At 60.8% G+C, this 18,556-nt stretch carries 17 protein-coding genes; 12 read left to right on the forward strand and 5 right to left on the reverse strand.

Annotated features, from left to right (window positions below; genetic code table 11):
- Positions 1-12: 12 nt before the first annotated feature.
- A complete protein-coding gene (locus BM019_RS30580) occupies positions 13-225 on the reverse strand; it encodes a hypothetical protein (RefSeq protein ID WP_124298106.1) in 213 nt (70 codons plus the stop codon).
- 12 nt (positions 226-237) lie between these two features.
- On the opposite strand from BM019_RS30580, the gene BM019_RS21370 reads away from it, so the two are divergent.
- Positions 238-507 (forward strand): DUF1652 domain-containing protein, encoded by a 270-nt coding sequence (locus BM019_RS21370; RefSeq protein WP_007924808.1) that lies wholly within the window; start codon positions 238-240, stop codon positions 505-507.
- 66 nt (positions 508-573) lie between these two features.
- Here BM019_RS21370 and BM019_RS21375 read toward each other — a convergent pair whose 3' ends face one another.
- Entirely contained in the window at positions 574-3,033 is a 2,460-nt protein-coding gene (locus tag BM019_RS21375; protein WP_092420048.1) for a UvrD-helicase domain-containing protein, read from the reverse strand.
- Positions 3,034-3,310: 277 nt separating this feature from the next.
- Here BM019_RS21375 and BM019_RS21380 point away from each other — a divergent pair, with 277 nt between their 5' ends.
- A complete protein-coding gene (locus BM019_RS21380; protein WP_092420050.1) occupies positions 3,311-4,006 on the forward strand; it encodes a pirin family protein in 696 nt (231 codons plus the stop codon).
- 73 nt (positions 4,007-4,079) lie between these two features.
- Here the strand turns inward: BM019_RS21380 and pgm are convergent, their stop codons facing one another.
- A complete protein-coding gene (pgm, locus tag BM019_RS21385; RefSeq protein WP_092420053.1) occupies positions 4,080-5,723 on the reverse strand; it encodes a phosphoglucomutase (alpha-D-glucose-1,6-bisphosphate-dependent) in 1,644 nt (547 codons plus the stop codon).
- 230 nt (positions 5,724-5,953) lie between these two features.
- Positions 5,954-6,976 carry a zinc-dependent alcohol dehydrogenase family protein gene (locus BM019_RS21390; protein ID WP_092420056.1) on the reverse strand — a complete coding sequence of 341 codons (1,023 nt, stop codon included), beginning with the start codon at positions 6,974-6,976 and terminating at the stop codon, positions 5,954-5,956.
- 269 nt (positions 6,977-7,245) lie between these two features.
- Between BM019_RS21390 and BM019_RS21395 the strand changes: the two genes are divergently transcribed.
- Entirely contained in the window at positions 7,246-8,160 is a 915-nt protein-coding gene (locus BM019_RS21395; RefSeq protein ID WP_009044100.1) for a LysR family transcriptional regulator, read from the forward strand.
- A gap of 377 nt (positions 8,161-8,537) precedes the next feature.
- Here BM019_RS21395 and BM019_RS21400 read toward each other — a convergent pair whose 3' ends face one another.
- Positions 8,538-9,473 carry an AraC-like ligand-binding domain-containing protein gene (locus tag BM019_RS21400; protein WP_092420059.1) on the reverse strand — a complete coding sequence of 312 codons (936 nt, stop codon included), beginning with the start codon at positions 9,471-9,473 and terminating at the stop codon, positions 8,538-8,540.
- A 575-nt stretch (positions 9,474-10,048) separates the two neighbouring features.
- Here BM019_RS21400 and BM019_RS21405 point away from each other — a divergent pair.
- The 9 genes from BM019_RS21405 (at position 10,049) to BM019_RS21445 (ending at position 18,539) form a co-directional block, all read left to right on the forward strand.
- Positions 10,049-11,104: an aliphatic aldoxime dehydratase gene (locus tag BM019_RS21405; RefSeq protein WP_092420062.1), complete on the forward strand. Its 1,056-nt coding sequence runs from the start codon at positions 10,049-10,051 to the stop codon at positions 11,102-11,104.
- Positions 11,105-11,191: 87 nt separating this feature from the next.
- Positions 11,192-12,058: a transporter gene (locus BM019_RS21410; protein ID WP_092420065.1), complete on the forward strand. Its 867-nt coding sequence runs from the start codon at positions 11,192-11,194 to the stop codon at positions 12,056-12,058.
- A gap of 160 nt (positions 12,059-12,218) precedes the next feature.
- The gene (locus tag BM019_RS21415) at positions 12,219-12,743 is read left to right on the forward strand and encodes a group I truncated hemoglobin (protein WP_009044111.1); all 525 of its coding nucleotides are present in this window, start codon (positions 12,219-12,221) and stop codon (positions 12,741-12,743) included.
- A 315-nt stretch (positions 12,744-13,058) separates the two neighbouring features.
- The gene (locus tag BM019_RS21420) at positions 13,059-14,573 is read left to right on the forward strand and encodes an amidase (protein WP_092420068.1); all 1,515 of its coding nucleotides are present in this window, start codon (positions 13,059-13,061) and stop codon (positions 14,571-14,573) included.
- A 76-nt stretch (positions 14,574-14,649) separates the two neighbouring features.
- On the forward strand, positions 14,650-15,288 hold the full coding sequence (nthA, locus tag BM019_RS21425) for a nitrile hydratase subunit alpha (RefSeq protein WP_053261402.1): 639 nt from the start codon (positions 14,650-14,652) through the stop codon (positions 15,286-15,288).
- 19 nt (positions 15,289-15,307) lie between these two features.
- The gene (gene nthB / locus BM019_RS21430) at positions 15,308-15,961 is read left to right on the forward strand and encodes a nitrile hydratase subunit beta (RefSeq protein WP_092420071.1); all 654 of its coding nucleotides are present in this window, start codon (positions 15,308-15,310) and stop codon (positions 15,959-15,961) included.
- Positions 15,958-16,398 carry a nitrile hydratase accessory protein gene (locus tag BM019_RS21435; protein ID WP_092420074.1) on the forward strand — a complete coding sequence of 147 codons (441 nt, stop codon included), beginning with the start codon at positions 15,958-15,960 and terminating at the stop codon, positions 16,396-16,398. The genes nthB and BM019_RS21435 overlap by 4 nt, the downstream gene beginning before the upstream one ends.
- A 59-nt stretch (positions 16,399-16,457) precedes the next feature.
- Complete coding sequence (locus tag BM019_RS21440) at positions 16,458-17,135, forward strand: energy-coupling factor ABC transporter permease (RefSeq protein ID WP_092420077.1); 678 nt, start codon at positions 16,458-16,460, stop codon at positions 17,133-17,135.
- 111 nt (positions 17,136-17,246) lie between these two features.
- On the forward strand, positions 17,247-18,539 hold the full coding sequence (locus BM019_RS21445) for a PAS domain-containing protein (protein WP_175510704.1): 1,293 nt from the start codon (positions 17,247-17,249) through the stop codon (positions 18,537-18,539).
- Positions 18,540-18,556: the final 17 nt, after the last annotated feature.

Consider the following 18,556-nt stretch of genomic DNA (forward strand, 5'->3'; position numbering starts at 1 on the left):
TCGTCCAGCGCTTCAATGGCCAATGCATGGCCCCTGGATACTGGCGTTTTGCCTAAACCGCAGGCGGAAATGACCTGCATCAAAAAAGTGCAAGACAATCGCCAAACGGCCTGAAAAAAACCGTTGAATGTCATATCCCGGTGCTATTTTTAAAAGCTCCACAGGTTGGTCCAGTGACGGTCCTTCCATACCTACCGCGAGCACAAGGAAGCGCTCAATGATCAAGGTGGGCAATCCATGAATAGAGTCTCCGCCAGCAAAGTCACCTTTCCCAACGCCTGCCAGCTGATGCGCTGGCATTTTCACCCCATGGGCTTCGAGGCCAGCATGGATGCACCCGGCAGCATGATCGCCCGGCTCTTCGATCGTGCCAGCGGCGAGACCATGATCGCCATTGCCGGCATCCCCTGCGCCACCGTGATGAATGCCACCGATGTCGAGCGAATAATCGAGGCGGTGGAAGACGAGCTGGAGGCCTTCATGCCGCCACTCGCCTTGAAAGCCTAGGGTCGCTCTGCTCCTGGCCCCAGGCCGCTCCAGACTGTTTTCAAGCCCGCCATCGCGCGGGCTTTTTCAGGCCCGCAGGTCGGCGAAGAACGGCTTGCCCTGGGGAATCCGGTCCGACGCCTTGGGTGCATTGACCGCCTGGGTGTCTGGACGGTCCACATACCAGTAGCAATGTTTCACCGCCCGGGTGATGCCGACATAGGCCAGGCGCAAGGTCTCGTCCTTCTGCGCATTGTCGTAGGGCTCGCTGTCGCCATCCTTGCCCAGCCCGGCCATGCGATAGACCTGGTTCTTGTAGGGCGAACTGGTCAGGTGCTGGCAATCGCCCAGCAGGAACACCGCATCCGCCTGCAAGCCCTTGGAGCTGTGATAGGTCAGTTGCTTGAGGCGTCGGTCCTCGGCCGGCAATCTAGAATCAACATTAACTATTGGTAAAATATGCTCTTCAATCAATGATTTATCGCTACTTTTTCGAAACAGCATCAAGATCGAATCGCCATTGCGATAGTGCTCCGCCAGCCGTGCCGCAAGCCCCTGGTCATCGCGGTCCAGCACATTCACCGGCAACACTTCCTTGGGTTCGCCGCTGGCCTTGGCCTTCTTCCCGGCAATCGCCGGCGCGGCGCGGACGATATGTTCCGCCGCGTCGATGATGTGCTGGTGGCTGCGATAGTTCTCGCTGAGCATCACCCGGGTGGTGGCCGGCGACGGGAATTCCTTGTTGAACTCCATGAAGAATTTCGGCGAACTGCCGCGCCAGCCGTAGATCGACTGCCAGTCGTCCCCCACGCAGAGCAACGACGAGCGCTGAGCCCCGCGGCCGACATGCATCGCCGGCCCGCGACTGCGGATCTCGCGCAGGCTGGCGCGAATCCACGAGACGATCTGCGGCGAGACGTCCTGGAATTCGTCGATCATCAGGTGCGACATCGGCCGCAGCCGCTCATCGCTGAGCAGCTTGAAGTTCTCCGGGGTGTTCTCGCCGAACAGCGCGAACATGCGGTTGTAGCTCATGATCGGCGGTGACTGGTCGAGCAGATGATCATCCAGCGCCCGCCAGAACAGGCTCAGGGCCTCGAAGAAAAAGCGGTCCGGGTCGTCCCGGGCAAACACCATCTGGCCCACGGCCACCGAGACGTCCAGCCCAAGGTTCTCGATAAACCCGGCCGCGGCGACAAAACAGTCCAGCAACGGCGCCGACGCCAGCTCGCCCTTGACCTTGTAGTCGAAGCCCGGCCCGGCGCTGGCATCCCCGGCCAGGGACGACAGGACGCGCTTTGCCGAATCGTAACTATCTAGCCAAATCATTGGCTTACGACAGAAAGCTTGAAACAGGGTGCGCTTTACCGCCCACTCCGCGCGCACCGAAAGCTTCGATCCGGGGCGACTCAACTGCGGGTTTTCCCGAGGATCGAACCCCAGCACCACCCAGGCATCCAGCTCGGCGACGTAGCCATGGCAATGGAACTGCGAGCCGTTGATCTCGACCGTCTGCCGGTTCGGCTCGATGCCCTTGATCGGCCAGGCGCCGGCACGAAACCACAAGTCTTCCAGGGTGTCGCACAGCTCTTCGTCGCGCTTGGCCGCCAGTTCGGTCACGGCCATGCGTTTTTGCACGTCCGGGTGATCGCGCTCCAGCTCCTTGAGTTGCAGGGCATGGCGCAGCAACGGCTTGATCGCCTCGCGAAAACGCCCGTCACGCCGGTGCAGGGCGTGGTAACAGGCATTCAGGTGCTTGCGCTGGGCGTCGTTGATCCGCAGGTCGAAGGGATTGCTGTCGACCTCCAGATCCCCCGCCGCCGGGCGATCGCTGAGGTTCTCGAAGGCCTGCAGGCGCTCGAAACCCGGCAGGCTGCGGACCATCGGCAGGATGCGCGAGTGGAAGGTACGCACCAGTTCCCGCGCCTCCTTGAGGCCCAGGGGCCGGCCCCAGAGCGCGAACACTTCCAGCAGCTTGTTGATGAAGTCCTTGCGCGACTCGCGGGTGAAGGTCACCACGGTCATCGAGTCGAGCTCGAAGCCCAGGTAATGGTTGAGCAGCAGGATGCGCAGGACCAGGGAGGTCGACTTGCCCGCGCCAGCGCCGGCAATCACCGAGGTGGACGGGGTTTCGCTGAAGATCATCTTCCATTGCGCGCTGCTGGGTTGGGCATGGGCCGGCAGCAGGCGGCCAACATCGGCCTTGATGCGCTTCTTCAGTTCGGCGCTCAGCGGCAGGCGCCAGTCGTCGAACAGATAATCGTCTACCCCGGGCGCCGGATGCTCGGTGGAGCGGCTGTCGCGAATCAGCAGGACCTGACGGCCCTGCTCCAGTCCCTCGGCCTTGCCCTCCTGGTAACCGTATTCCACCCCGGCGGTATGCCCGCTGCGAAAGCCGTCCGCCTGGCCATGCAACCAGGACGCGCGATGCTGGGCGCGCAAGCGACTGAGGCCATGACCGAAGAACCTGGCCGCCAAGCGCTTGAGCAGCGGCATTTCGGCCAGGGGCAAGAGTTCGGGAGGAAGATCGGGGGTGTGTTGCGGCACGCTGACTCCAGGGTGTGAGGCTGTGTGGGACGGTATGGTCGCTTCATTCGTCGATGACTTCTAGTGAAATGCTTACAAGTCATCCACTTAAGCCCCGAACTGAATGTTTGGAGGCAGAAGAAAGACTCCAAAATATATCTATTTATTAGATCTGATAACGGCAGTTTTTGCGCTTTTTATCGATGCTTTGCTGATGGATGATGAGCGCCATCAATCACCGGTCTCGTTCTGCGGCTCCACCAAGGCGCCCCATGACGAACCCTGACAGGAGACGATCATGCTTGAACTCAGACCCTTCAAATCCCTGGGCGGCGCCCATCATGGCTGGTTGGATGCCCACCACCACTTTTCGTTCGCCGAGTACTACGACCCCAAACGCATGAACTGGGGCAACCTGCGCGTGTGGAACGACGACGTGATCGCCCCCGGCAGCGGTTTTCCGCAGCACCCGCACCGCGACATGGAAATCATCACCTACGTCCGTGAAGGTGCTATCACCCACCAGGACAACCTGGGCAACAAGGGCCGCACCGAGGCTGGCGACGTGCAGGTGATGAGCGCCGGTACCGGGATTGCCCACAGCGAATACAACCTGGAAGCCGGCGAAACCAGGATCTTCCAGATCTGGATCATCCCCAACGAGGCCGGATCCGCGCCGTCCTGGGGTGCCAAGCCGTTCCCCAAAGGCGAGCGCGAAGGCTTCGTGACCCTGGCCAGCGGCAAGCAAGGCGATGACCAGAGCCTGCGGATTCGTGCCGATGCGCGCCTGGTAGCCGCCAACCTGAAGGCCGGCGAGTCCGCCGAATACCCGCTGGACCAGGGCCGTCGGGCCTACCTGGTGCCGGCGACCGGGGTGATTGAAGTCAATGGCTTGCGCGCCGAAGCTCGAGACGGTGTCGCGGTGGAGGATGAACGCCTGCTGCGGGTCACCGCCCTCGAGGACAGCGAAATCGTCCTGGTGGACCTGGCTTGAGGCGTTAACGGCAAACAAAAAAAGGGGCGACCGTCTGGTCGCCCCTTTTTTTCTGCCGCGAAATACCGCTGGATCAGCCGCTGATCGCGCCGTCCACCAGGGTCTGCGCTTCCTGCACCAATTGCTTCAGGTGATCGTCGCCGATAAAGCTCTCGGCGTAGATCTTGTAGATGTCTTCGGTGCCCGATGGACGCGCGGCGAACCAGCCGTTCTCGGTCATGACCTTGAGGCCGCCGATCGCCTGGTCGTTGCCCGGCGCATGGCTGAGGATCTTCTGGATGCTTTCGCCGGCCAGCTGGGTCGAGGTCACCTGCTGCGGCGACAGCTTGCCGAGCAGCGCCTTCTGCTGCGGGTTGGCCTTGGCATCGACGCGCACCGAGAACGGCTCGCCCAACTCGTCGCACAAGGCACGGTAGGCCTGGCTCGGGTCGCGGCCGGTGCGGGCGGTCATTTCCGCGGCCAGCAAGGCCGGGATCAGGCCGTCCTTGTCGGTGCTCCAGACGCCGCCGTCCTTGCGCAGGAACGATGCACCGGCGCTCTCTTCACCGCCAAAGCCGAGGGAGCCGTCGAACAGGCCGTCGGCGAACCACTTGAAGCCCACCGGAACTTCGTACAGGCGACGGCCCAGGCGCGCCGCCACGCGGTCGATCAGGCCGCTGCTGACCACGGTCTTGCCCACGGCCGCGTCGGCGCGCCAGTGCGGGCGGTTCTGGAACAGGTAGTCGATGGCCACCGCCAGGTAATTGTTCGGCGCCAGCAGGCCGCCAGTCGGGGTCACGATACCGTGGCGGTCGTGGTCCGGGTCGCAGCCGAAGGCCACGTCGAAACGATTCTTCAGGCCGATCAGGCCTTGCATCGCATAGCTGGACGACGGGTCCATGCGGATCTGGCCATCCCAGTCGACGGACATGAAACGGAAGGTGGCATCGACTTCCTTGTTGACCACTTCCAGGTCCAGGCGATAGTGCTCGGCAATCGCCGACCAGTAGCGCACCCCTGCTCCGCCCAGCGGATCGACGCCCAGGCGCAGCTTGGCGTTGCGGATGGCGTCCAGGTCGATGACGTTGATCAGGTCGGCGACATAGCTGTTGACGTAGTCGTGACGATGGGTGGTGTCGGCCTTCAGCGCCTGCTCATAGCTGATGCGCTTCACACCGGCCAGCTTGTTGGCCAGCAGTTCGTTGGCCTTGGCTTCGATCCACTTGGTGATGTGGGTGTCGGCCGGGCCGCCGTTGGTAGGGTTGTACTTGTAGCCACCGCTTTGTGGCGGGTTGTGCGACGGAGTGATCACGATGCCGTCGGCCAGGCCGCTGGTGCGGCCGCGGTTGTAGCAGAGAATCGCATGGGACACCGCCGGCGTCGGGGTGTACTCGTCGCCAGCGGCGATCATCACGGTCACGCCGTTGGCGGCCAGCACTTCCAGGGCGCTGGCACCGGCCGGGGTGGACAAGGCGTGGGTATCGATGCCGACGAACAGCGGGCCATCGATGCCCTGGGCCTGGCGATACAGGCAGATCGCCTGGCTGATGGCGAGGACATGCCATTCATTGAAACTCAGGTCGAACGAGCTGCCACGATGCCCCGAGGTGCCGAAGGCGACCCGCTGGGTAGAGATGGCGGCATCGGGCTGGCCGGTGTAGTAGGCCGTTACCAGTCGCGGAAGATCGACCAGCAATTCTGTCGGTGCCGGTTTGCCCGCAAAAGGACTGAGTGTCATGCAAAACCTCGGGAAATGGATGGTTCGGTGAGTGCTGCGCAGTTTACTGGCAGTTTGACCGCAACGCGACGGGATCTATCCGTGGAGGCCAGCACAATAAGCAGGCGCAACATAGGCCATTGTCGGCTGCTGCACAGAAGACACTCAGGATCGAGACAGGAATATAAAGAAGGGAGTGACCGCGAGGACAGAAACGCCAGAGTGCGCGATGGCGAACCCTGGCGTCAGGATCAGGCCGGTTCGACCTGCAGTGCGACCCGTTCGCGGCAAGGACACTCGTCCATGTAGCGGTGGGCTTCGACGAACTCGTTGAACGGGAAGATCCGGGTCTTCAGCGGCAGCAGCACACGATCAGCCGTCAGCTGGTTGATGTCGCGCAAGGCGCGCTGCAAGGCCACCTGGTCCTGGATGATGCCCAGCTCGGGCTTGCCGGTGAAGTTGCCGATGCAGTGCACGAAGAACTGGATGTTCTTCTGGAACGCCGCGCAGGCCGGGAACGGTGTCTGGTTGCCGCCTTGCAGGCCGTACAGCACCAGGCTGCCGCGCGGCGCCAGGACGTCGCCGAGCATCGACATCTGCGGACCACCCAGGCCATCGAACACCACGTCGACACCACGGTTGTCGGTGTATTTGTTGATCTGCATGAGCAGGTCCTGCTCTTCGGTGACGATGACTTTCTCGGCCCCCAGGGACAGCAGGTACTCACGCTCATCAGCGGTCTTGGTCGCGGCAATCACCCGCACTCCGAGCGCCTTGCCCAACTGGACAAAGGACGGACCGGCGCAGTGGCTGGCATCGGTGACCAGGGCGAACTGCCCGGGCTTGACCCGCGCCAGGTCGACATAGGCAAAGTAGGCCACCAGCAGCGGCGTGTAATGCACCGCGGCTTCCACCGGGCTGAGCACATCGGGATAGCGGGTCAACGCCGAGCGTGGCAGGACAATCAGCTCGCCATAGACTGGATAATCGTTCGGGCTTTCGGCCGGGAAGCTGGCAACCTTGTCGCCAATGGCCAGGTCGTCGACACCTTCGCCGACCGCAGTCACCACGCCGGCCATCTCATGGCCAAGGCCGGAAGGCAGGCGGGCATGGGAAGACGCCAGGTTCTGGCGCCAAAGGACGTCGTACCAACTGATGCCGATCGCTTCGACACGCACCTGCACTTCGCCTGGCGCAGGCAGAGCGGCCGCATGCTCTTCGCACTTGAGCACCTCGGCCGGACCAAACTTGTGAAAACGGATCGTGCGGGACATCGCAAACCTCGTCAAAGTAACCTCTAATGCCCTGAACTCTATCTGGGCTTTCTGGCCAAGACCATCAGTGGCTATTAATAGTCGACATGCCTGTCATTGATTCCGCAGCACCTGCAACAACGGGAAACAGCGTGCCAGAGCGAAGGGTTCCTTACAGGAAAAAACAATTAGCCGGTGCAGAGTAGCAGCCTTTCCCCGTAAGATTCATGCCGGCCATTGTTCTCATATGGCCGCTCTCGTCAAGTTTGCTGACTCTGCCAGGACTCAAGATGAATCGTAATGACCTGCGTCGTGTCGACCTGAACCTGTTGATCGTGTTCGAAACATTAATGCATGAACGCAGCGTGACCCGGGCGGCGGAGAAACTCTTCCTCGGCCAGCCGGCCATCAGTGCGGCGCTGTCGCGCCTGCGCAGCCTGTTCGACGATCCGCTGTTCGTGCGCACCGGGCGCAGCATGGAGCCGTCGGCCCGGGCGGTGGAGATTTTCGCCCTGCTCTCGCCCGCCCTCGACTCGATCTCCACCGCGGTCAGCCGCGCCGCCGAATTCGACCCGGCGACCAGCACCGCGGTGTTCCGCATCGGCCTGTCCGACGACGTCGAGTTCGCCCTGCTGCCGATGCTGCTCAAGCGCCTGCGCGCCGAGGCGCCGGGGATCGTGCTGGTGGTGCGCCGCGCCAACTACCTGCTGATGCCGGCCCTGCTGGCCTCCGGCGAGATTTCCATCGGCGTCAGCTACACCCAGGACCTGCCCGCCAACGCCAAGCGCAAGGTGCTGCGCCGCAGCCTGCCCAAGCTGCTGCGGGCCGACAGCATGCCCGGCGCCCTGAGCCTCGACGACTTCTGCGCCCGCCCCCACGCCCTGGTGTCGTTCGCCGGCGACCTCAGCGGTTTTATCGATGAAGAGCTGGAAAAACTCGGGCGCAAGCGTCACGTGGTGCTCGCGGTCCCGCAGTTCAACGGCCTGAGCACCCTGCTCACCGGCACCGACATCGTCGCCACCGTGCCGGACTACACCGCCGAAGCCCTGACCGCCGCCGGCGGCGTGCGCGCCGAAGACCCACCCCTGCCGGTGCGCACCTTCGAACTGCACATGGCCTGGCGCGGCTCCCAGGACAACGACCCGGGCGAACGCTGGCTGCGCTCGCGGATTCAGATGTTCTTCGGCGACCCCGAGAGTCTTTGATACGGCATTGCGTGCGCCCAATGTTCCTGTCAGCAGTCTCAGGCATCGGCCCGTTCTAGCTTGTTTGAGGTGGGGAGCCAGGGACGGCTCGTCGCTCAGGACGATACAAACGAAAAGCCGCGATTGGCCGCACTGCTCACTCGTACAGCCGATACGAGCGGGGGCAAATACGGGGGCAAGTTTCAATTTTTTTTGCCAGAAACCATTGTCCTGGAGCCACTGTTCCAGTCGGTTTGTCATGCAGCTGCGCGTGCAATGACATTGAAAGCAACTATCACCGCTGGCACCACGCTACGGCAAAGCCAGCCGCTGCACACTCCTCTCGGATGATCACCTTCAAATGGCTTTCGCTTCAGAAGCGATAAAGCCCGTCCATTTCACTCTCGTCGCAGAAGAGTATGGGGAGCAATGCCAAAGGCCTTGCGAAAGGCGTGGCTGAAATGAGAGAAGTCGGAGAAACCGAAATCCAGCGCCGCCTGGGAAATACTGCGGACTTGACCGCGCTCAATCGCGTCGCGGCTCGCGAGCAAGCGTGCCTTCCAAATTTCCGCGACCGGCGATTTCTGATGACGAGCGAAAGCGCGCGTCACAGTGCGCGTGGAGACATGGTGAGCTTGAGCAATGCGTTCGAGCGACAGGTCCACATCGGTCAAATATTGGTGGATGTAATTCATGATCCGGCCATACAGGTCCAGCTCGTCATGAGTCTGCTTTAAATCCTGGAGTTCCAGGCTGACCACCAGAAGGTCGAGCAAGGTGCTGGAGTAACGACTGGATATTCCCGTGTTATGGAAGCCTGAGGGCATACTCGCGGCTTGGCGCAACATCTCGCGTAACGGAATCACCCCTGGGCGACGATCATCCAGAACCATCGCGGTGCAACCTGCTATGCCGGGTAACCGCTGACTGAGCAGTTGTCGCGGAATGCGGACAAGGTGATTGTCGGTACCGCCGAAGCTGAATCTGAACGGCTGGGATGCGTCATAAAGAAACAGATCGTCCGCGGTGAGCTTCGTCCGTCGGTCAGACTGTTCCAGTTCACCATAACCGCTCCTGGTAAAGCCCAACCACAAATCGTCATTAGGATCACTGCGCAGGTGCTGGGCGGACCGCTCCCAATAATGCAAGGGTGCGGACAACGTGCAGATGTCCAATGCGCCCATGCCATGCACCTCCAGCACCCCGTCGAAATCGCTCTGCGCCAGCAGTTTGCTGTCGGCGTCCAGGCAGTGATGACAAACCACATCTTTCCAGTAATCAAACCGGAGGGGTGCCGTAACGGCAAGGGTCGAATAGTGACATGTCTGGCTCATTGCATTCACCTTCCGGCAGCGATTCAACAAAAAAGCGGGGTAACGTTTTTTCGAGCCAAGCAATTAGCAGGCCACCCTCACGGCCTCATTCCAGCAGTTGGACGCACTACCAGATGGTCACCGGAACACTCGGCTGGCGCGTATGTCGCTAGATCCTCCAAAACACACTCCCCTTGCAACTTCCCAGGGCGCCCCGCCCCTTATTTCACAAGCCCCGCACCATTGCCGCGCACTGATATGCCGGCCATTTATACCTGTCCTTTTTAACCAAACGGTTGTCCATTCGAGCCAAGCGAATTCCATCTCCCCTCGATAATTTTCACTCCATGCCGTGTCCCTACAAACACGAATGACGAGGTGGGTCATGCAACTACGAGAACAGCAGCGGCTGTCCGATTCATCCTGGTTTTTACAGCGATGGGACATGGCACCCGAAGAGTTTGCCACTTACCTGGTGCAGCTCGGGACCCTGGTGCTGCAACGCCGATGGAGTGGTACCCACCGCAAAACAACAACATCCACTGGGATGTAGAACAGCGAACCGTCCGTTTGAGACGGAAATAAAGGAGCCCCCCATGGAATCTGCAATCGATAAACATCTCAAATGTCCCCGGACTTTGTCCCGTCGTGTTCACGACGATTACAAGCCGCCCTTCCCGATGTTTGTGGGGCGAGCTGACGAAAACGTGAAGCAAGTTGTGATGGCCTACCTCGGGGTGCAATTTCGCGACGAACAACGCGCCGCCGCCCTGCAGGCCATGCGCTACATTGACGCCAGCTTTGCCCTCGCCGATGGCCCTGGGAATCACGACCTGACCTACCACCTCGACAATCAGGGTTATGGAAACTTCATCGCCGTGGGCTACTGGCGTGATCCCGCCGCCTATCACCGCTGGCTACTTTCAGCACCTGTAGCCGACTGGTGGGGCGACGAGGCGCGCCTGAACGAGGGGCTGGGGTATTTCCGCGAGGTCATCGCACCACGTGCCGAGCAGTTCGAGACACTGTATGCATTCAAGGACGATTTGCCAGGTGTCGGCGCGGTCATGGACGGCATCAGCGGCGAGATTGAGGAGCACGGCTACTGGGGCTCGGCGCGCGACCGCTTTGCTATCTCACAGACCGACTGGATGCAGCCGACCAGCGAACTGCAAGTCATTTCAGGCGATCCCACCAAAGGCGGCAGGGTCGTGGTACGCGGCCACGACAACCTGACGCTGATCCGCTCTGGACAAGACTGGGTCGAAGCCGGTGAGGAAGAGCGCGCGCTCTATTTCAACGAGATGCTGCCGCCACTGCAAGACGGCATGAACTTCCTGCGTGACGAGGGGCAGGCGCTGGGCTGCTATAGCAACCGCTTCGTACGCAATATCGACCTTGATGGCAATCTCCTCGACATCGCCTATGACATCGGTCACTGGCGATCGCTCGACAAACTGGAGCGCTGGGCAGAATCCCATCCCACTCACTTACGTATTTTCACCACTTTCTTCCGAGTGATCGGAGGCCTTTCGAAGCTGCGGCTGTATCACGAGGTCTCGGTAGCGGACGGTAGCCAGCAACTGTTCGAGTACATCAACTGCCACCCGCAGACCGGGATGATGCGCGACGCGCCAGTGTCGCCCACCTGACTCCATCGCTGACTCCACTTTTAGCCCTGCGCGTTGCCTGACTGGCGATAGCGGGGCTCTTTTTGCCCGAAAAAAGGTTCTTCGATCATGAAACAGTTCCGCTACCTGTCGCTTGCAGCCCTCCTCCCCAGCCTTTCCTCTCACGCTCTCGAGGTGGATCCTGGCGATTACGAGCCGCTCCCCGTGGGAGCGACCATCGGCGTGCTCTACTACCAGCACTCCACGACGGACAATGCCTACTCCCAGGGCCACAAGACCAGTTCCGATTTCAACCTGACGTCCGATGTCGGCATCCTGCGTCTGCTACACATCTACCAGTTGAGCGAGCGGCTGACCATCGAGCCGCAATTCCTGTTGCCCTTCGGTCATGTATCAGGCGGTGGTGACGCTTCTGGTCTGGGCGACGCCAGCGGCATCGGCGACCTCATTCTTACAGCGCCGCTCAAATACCGTCTCAACGACGCCAACGACACCCTCGGTGCGACTGCTTACTTGTACGTGCCGACTGGCGACTATGACAAAGACGACGCGCTCAACCTTGGCGAGAACCGTTGGAAGCTCGATCTCCAGGCCGCTTACGTCAAGCACTTCACGGAGAAGTGGGCCATCGACCTCGTCGGTGACGCCATCTGGTACGGAGACAACAACGACTTCGGCGCCAGCTCCGCCCGCCGGGAGCAGGACGTTTCCTACGGCGCTCAGTTAATGGGGCGCTACATGCCCGACGAGACCACTGCGCTGGCTATCGGCTTCGGCCACAGTTGGGGCGGGGAAAACCAGATCGATGGCGTCAACCAGGACGACAGGATGGAAACCACCAACTTGCGTGTCACGGCCAGAAAGTTTTTCACCGCCAAGGACCAACTCCAGGTGCAACTTGGACGCGACCTTGCGGTGGAGAACGGCCCCAAAGAGGACTTTCGCATGAACCTGCGCTACGTCAGGGTCTTTTAGACCCGCCCGCCTCTACCACCCGTTGTCCTTATCAACCAAGCGCACGCCCAACGGCGAATTCAACTTGGATCCGTCGCAAGACCTCGCAGCCCGTATCAATTGTGCCAACGCGACCGTTGGCTAATGAGATGCCTCTAACCCGAAACGGAGTAACCCGACAATGACCGACCAGCAACCCACCCTGGAACAACAACCCTCCCTCTATACCCGTCTTGGCGGCTATGACGCGATCTATCAGTTCGCCGGCGCAGTGTTGAGAAAGACAATGGGACACCCCGCCATCGGGCACATCTGGGCCCATATGTCGGAATCGACGTTCCAAAAGGAACACATCAATTTTGTCGATTTCCTTTCCGAGCACTGGGGTGGAAGCGCCAAATACAGGGGTAGAGACATGGTCACCGCGCATCGCGGGATGGGTCTGACCGAGGTGCACTGGCAAGCCGTGCTCGATTGTCTCGAGGCGTGCTACGACGACTACGGGCTGGCCCCGGATCTGCGCAAAGAGGTCAATGACTTCCTCATCAAGTTCAAACCGGCCGTGATCGGGAGCCCCTCCTATCGGGACGTCGTCCTCGCGCACCCGGAAATGGACCCCGCCAAAGGCATGAGAAGCGTTGGGGTTGTCTGGCCAAAACCCGGGAAGTCATCTCAGAAACAGGCCACGCCTGAATCCGAAGACTAATACCCTCGGCATAAGCCTAAGCCACACCAATGGAAGGCATATCCATAAGGAACCCTCCCTGCTGCCAGGGCTCGCTCTGGCCGCCGACGGCTACCGTGGTGTGGCTATAAAAAAACAGGAGCAAGCGAGTCCCGCTCAACCAAGCGACTGTCCTCCTCAGCCAAGCGCTGCTCAATCTGTGGAGATAGCTTGATACCAGCCCCGGCCACGGCTCGCCAATAGTGCACGCCGGGCCCGGGCATCCCCGAGATGACGTTTGAACAGACATTGCCAGCCCCTACGGGTTGGCACAGGACACAGGACACAGGACACCCCATGGCCATCATCCGCCCGACTCTCGAACAAGTGCAGGATCTCGCCAGCCGCCTGCACATACAGCTGACACCCGAGCAAGCCAGCGAATACCTGGCGCTTATGCAATCCAGTTTTGATGCCTACGATCTAGTCGACGAGTTGCCAGACTTCATCCCTTCAGTGCGCTACGAGCGCAGTGCTGGTTATCGCCCTTCAAGCACGGAAAATCCGCTGAACGCCTGGTACTACAGAACTGAGGTGATGGGCGCCAGCTCGGGCAAGCTTGCTGGCAAGACGGTCGCGCTCAAAGACAATATCTCTCTGGCCGGTGTCCCGATGATGAACGGTGCCGCACCACTGGAAGGTTTCGTACCGTCGTTTGATGCCACCGTGGTCACGCGTTTGCTCGACGCTGGAGCAGCGATCCTCGGCAAAGCCACCTGTGAACATTACTGCCTCTCCGGTGGTAGCCATACCTCAGACCCGGCGCCTGTGCACAACCCTTTTCGCCATGGTTTCACTACGGGCGGTTCGTCTTCGGGCAGCGCGGCGCTTGTGGCGACGGGCGCGGTCGACCTGGCTATCGGTGGCGACCAAGGCGGCTCCATCCGCATTCCTGCCGCATGGTGCGGCATTTATGGAATGAAGCCCACCTTCGGTCTGGTGCCCTATACCGGGGTCATGGCGATCGAGTCCACTTTCGACCATGTCGGCCCCATGACGAGCAACGTACGCGATAACGCGCTCATGCTCGAAGTGATGGCCGGAGCCGACGGGCTCGACCCTCGCCAGGCCGCCCCCAAGGTCGATGCCTATTGCGATTATCTGGAACGAGGCGTGACCGGACTCCGGATCGGGATCCTCCAGGAAGGCTTCCAACTCGCTAACCAGGATCCACGTATCGCAGAAAAGGTACGCAGCGCTATCGCCCGGCTCGAAGCTTTGGGCGCGCGGGTCGAGGAGGTATCGGTTGCCGAACACAACCTGGCGGGATCGTTATGGAGCCCTATCGGCTGTGAAGGCCTGACCATGCAAATGATGCACGGCAATGGAGCGGGTTTTAACTGGAAGGGGCTTTACGACGTGGGCCTGCTGGACAAACAGGCCGGTTGGCGCGATCAGGCAAACGCATTGTCGCCGTCACTCAAGCTTTGCATGTTCGTCGGCCAGTTCGGTCTGGAGCGCTACAACGGCCGCTACTACGCCAAGGCCCAGAACATAGCGCGCTTTGCCCGAGACGCCTATGACAGAGCGTTGAACACCTATGACCTGCTCGTCATGCCGACTGTGCCAATCACCGCTCAGCCGCTTCCTGAGCCGGGTTCTTCAATCACCGAGACCGTCACGCGTGCGTTGGAGATGCTTGGCAATACGGCCGCTCAGGACATTACCGGGCACCCCGCCATGTCGATCCCTTGTGGCCTGGTGGACGGACTGCCCGTGGGGCTGATGCTTGTCGGAAGACATTATGCCGAAGGCACCCTCTATCAAGCCGCAGCCGCATTCGAGGCCTCTGTCGATTGGCGGACGTTGTAAACCCGCGCATCGCATTGGCGAGCAAACACCGGCAAGTCGCACTGAACGTGAGTATCAACTTCAGAGGAGCCAATACATGAGCCACACCCACGAACATCATCACGACCACGACCACGACCACACCGAGCCCCCCGAGGCCATCGCCTTGCGGGTCAAGGCGCTCGAATCCCTGTTGATAGAAAAGGGCTTGGTCGACCCAACCGCCATGGACGCTCTGGTGGACACTTACCAGCACAAGGTCGGCCCGCGCAACGGCGCTCAGGTGGTCGCCAAGGCCTGGTTCGATCCCGATTACAAACATCGGCTGCTGGAAGATGCCACTGCGGCCATTGCCGAACTGGGTTTCTCCGGCGTGCAGGGCGAAGACATGGTGGTGGTGGAGAACACCGCGACCGTGCACAACGTGACGGTCTGCACGCTGTGCTCCTGCTACCCCTGGCCGACCCTGGGCCTGCCCCCAGCCTGGTACAAATCCGCGCCCTATCGGTCACGGATAGTCATCGATCCGCGCAGCGTGCTGGCCGAATTCGGTTTGATTATTCCCAATGACAAGGAAGTTCGCGTCTGGGACAGCAGTGCTGAGTTGCGCTACCTGGTACTGCCGGAACGTCCGGCTGGCACTGACGGCTGGAGCGAGGAACGACTGGTCGAGCTGGTGACGCGTGACGCCATGATCGGCACTGGCCTGCCCAGGACGCCGGGCGACGAAGCCTGAACCCGAGAAGGAGAAAACCATGAACGGTGTACACGACTTAGGCGGTATGCACGGTTTCGGCCCAGTGCTCACCGAAGAAAATGAACCCGTCTTCCATCACGACTGGGAGCGCAGGATCTTTCCGCTGTTCGCCTCGCTCTTCGTCGGCGGACACTTCAATGTCGACGAGTTCCGACACTCCATTGAACGCATGGAACCGGCTGAATACTTGCAGTCGAGTTACTACGAACACTGGCTTCACGCCTTCGAGACCCTGCTGCTGGAAAAAGGCGTGATCAGCGCTGCCGAACTGCAGGGCACGGTCAAGCCGACCTCACCGGCACAGCCCCCAACGGTGCTCACACCGGACATCGTCGAGGCGGTGATCCTCGGAGGCGCCTCTTCCCGGGCAAAGGAACCTGTCGGCGGCCGCTTCCGGGTCGGTGACCGGGTGCGGACCAAGAACCTCAATCCAACCACCCACACCCGACTGCCGCGCTACGCGCGCGGCAAGGTCGGGACCATCGAGATTGCACATGGCGCGTTTGCCACCCCAGACACGATGGCCCACGGTCTAGGCGAACAACCCCAACAGGTCTATGCCGTTCGCTTCAGTGCTACAGAACTGTGGGGAGTGGCGCGACCGGACAGTGTTTGCATTGATCTTTGGGACAACTATCTGGAGGCCGTATGAACGCCAACATGTCTCACATCCCCCCAATAGCCGGCCTGTCTCTCGACGATGAAGGCCCGGTATTCGACAAACCTTGGCAGGCCCAGGCTTTTTCCCTGCTGCTACACCTGCACCAAACCGGTCTGTTTCCCTGGAAAGACTGGGTGCAGGTATTCAGCGACGAGATCAAGGCGAGCCCGGCGCAACCCGGAGAAAGCGTCAACGACACTTACTACCGGCAATGGATCGCAGCCATGGAAAGAATGGTCACCACACTCGGTTTAGCGGGTATGGAAGACATCACCCAGCGCAGCGAGGAATGGCAGCAAGCTTACTTGAATACCCCCCATGGACAACCGGTAACGCTGCTCAACGCGAGTTGCCCACCGGCCCATGGAAACGGGCACGAACACCTGCCGCGGCACGAGCCAGTAGCGATCAGCCGTGCCACAAGCTGAGGACTGAGCCGTCCTGTTTTTTACTTTCGAGGTCGCGAAGCGGCCAAGGGGCAATCGTCATGCATATCGAACCTAATCTGGTGGAAGCTGGAAAACTCTGGCTGAGCTATGTCACTGCCGCAGGTGTCGGCGCCTACACCCTCAAACTCGCTGCGCAAGCCATAGGTGAGCGTGGTGTCTTCTCGCTGCTGGCTCGCACTGTCACTGCCACGGCCCTGGTATTCAGCTTCTTCGAGCTACTACCGCACTATCCAGTCGGTGTTTCCGAGGTGCATCTCATCCTGGGGTCAACCCTGTTTCTGCTGCTTGGCGCCGCACCCGCGGCAGCGGGGCTCGCCCTGGGACTGCTGATCCAGAGTCTGTTCTTCGCTCCATTCGACCTGCCGCAATACGGCATGAACGTCACCACCCTTCTGGTACCGCTGCTCGCAGTCGCCGCCCTGGCGAAACGCATCATCGCGCCAAACACACCGTATGTGGAACTGAGCTATAGACAAGCGCTGGGGCTGTCGACCGCCTTCCAGGCGGGCATTGTTGCCTGGGTTGCCTTCTGGGCCTTCTACGGGCAAGGCTTCACAGCGGAAAACGCACTGTCAATTCTGACCTTCGGCAGTGCCTACATGACCGTCGTCACCCTCGAACCGCTGTTGGACCTGGCCGTGCTGGCCGGTGCCAAGGCAACCCATCGCCTGCGTGGTAGCGCGCTGGTCGAGCGCCGTCTGTACCAGGCTGCCTGAGCCGACATACTCCAGTCCAGGTCAGACTGCCCCGGGCATTCGAAGACCGTGATGCCCGGGGCATCAAGAGCAAGAACCGCCCCGAAACCTCGTGAGTAAAACCAGAGGTATTTGATGTTTTTCAGAAATAGCACCCGCAAGGAATTGAAGCTCCTCGGCGACCGGCTGGAACAGCACGACGGCGAGAATGTATCGATAGCGGCGAAGGATTCGTCACTGCGACGGGTCTTGGCCGGCATCGAACGCCTGCTCGCCGATCGCACGGCGCTCCGGGCCAGCGTGGTCGACCTTAATGCTGAACAGCAACGCCTCAAGCTTCAGCTGGGTGAATACGAAACGCAGCTGCACGCTCAAGAACAACTTTGGCAATTGGCGGCATGCGGGTCGGGTGATTTGCTCTGGAAATTGCAGCTCGATGGCAGCCTGCAGCCCGCCCGCGACGCAGTACTGCAATGGTTCGGCAACCTGCCCATCCAAGCGGACCTCCCCGTCTATCTAGGCCCCTGGAACGATTGCCTTCACCCTGATGACCGCCAGGCCAACCTGGATGCCCTGGCTCATCACCTTGCCGATCGCAGCGGGCATGCTCCCTACCAGGTGGAGGTGCGCCTCGCGAACCACTCGGGAGAATACCGCTGGGTCCAGATCGCCGGCGAAACGCTCCGTGACAAACAGGGCATGCCACAGGTCAGCGTCGGTATTGTGCGTGACATCCACACGCAGCGTCTGCGAGACGAAGAATTCACGATGCTTTCAGCCCGCTTCGATATTTCCCGCGAATGCATTCAGGACGCACTCTGGGACATCAATATCATCGCAGGCGATCCAGCCAATCCGCACAACGTCATCTGGTTCTCGTCACAGATGCGTCGCCTGCTCGGCTACGAAACCATCGAAGAGTTTCCCAATGTGTTCGAAAGCTGGTTGTCCCGCCTGCATCCCGAAGACAGCCAGCGTGCCGTGCAGGCGTTTGTCGAACATGTCGCCGACCGCTCCGGCCAAACACCCTTCGATGTGACCTACCGCCTCAGGCACCGCAACGACGAGTACCGTTGGTTCAGAGGCAGAGGTCAGACCCAGCGAGGCAGCGATGGCACGCCCTTGCGTACTGTGGGGGCGATCACAGACGTGCACTCCTTCCGCGAGGAAAGCCAGTTGCGCCAGACTCAGGAACGGCAGCATCAAGCGATGCAGGAAAACCTCGCTCAGCTGACGCAGATAGTCGCCGCCATCCAAAGTATCGCCAAACAGACCAACCTACTGGCCCTGAACGCGGCCATAGAGGCGGCCAGGGCCGGTGAGGCCGGAAGAGGCTTCGCAGTAGTCGCCGACGAGGTCCGCAAGCTGGCGACCCGGACCAGCCAGGCGACCCAACAGGCGGCCGACATGATCGAGAGGTACTGAGTTCAAGCTGGGCCTGG

It is taken from the genome of Pseudomonas sp. NFPP07 (assembly GCF_900115645.1).
GTDB lineage: Bacteria > Pseudomonadota > Gammaproteobacteria > Pseudomonadales > Pseudomonadaceae > Aquipseudomonas > Aquipseudomonas chlororaphis.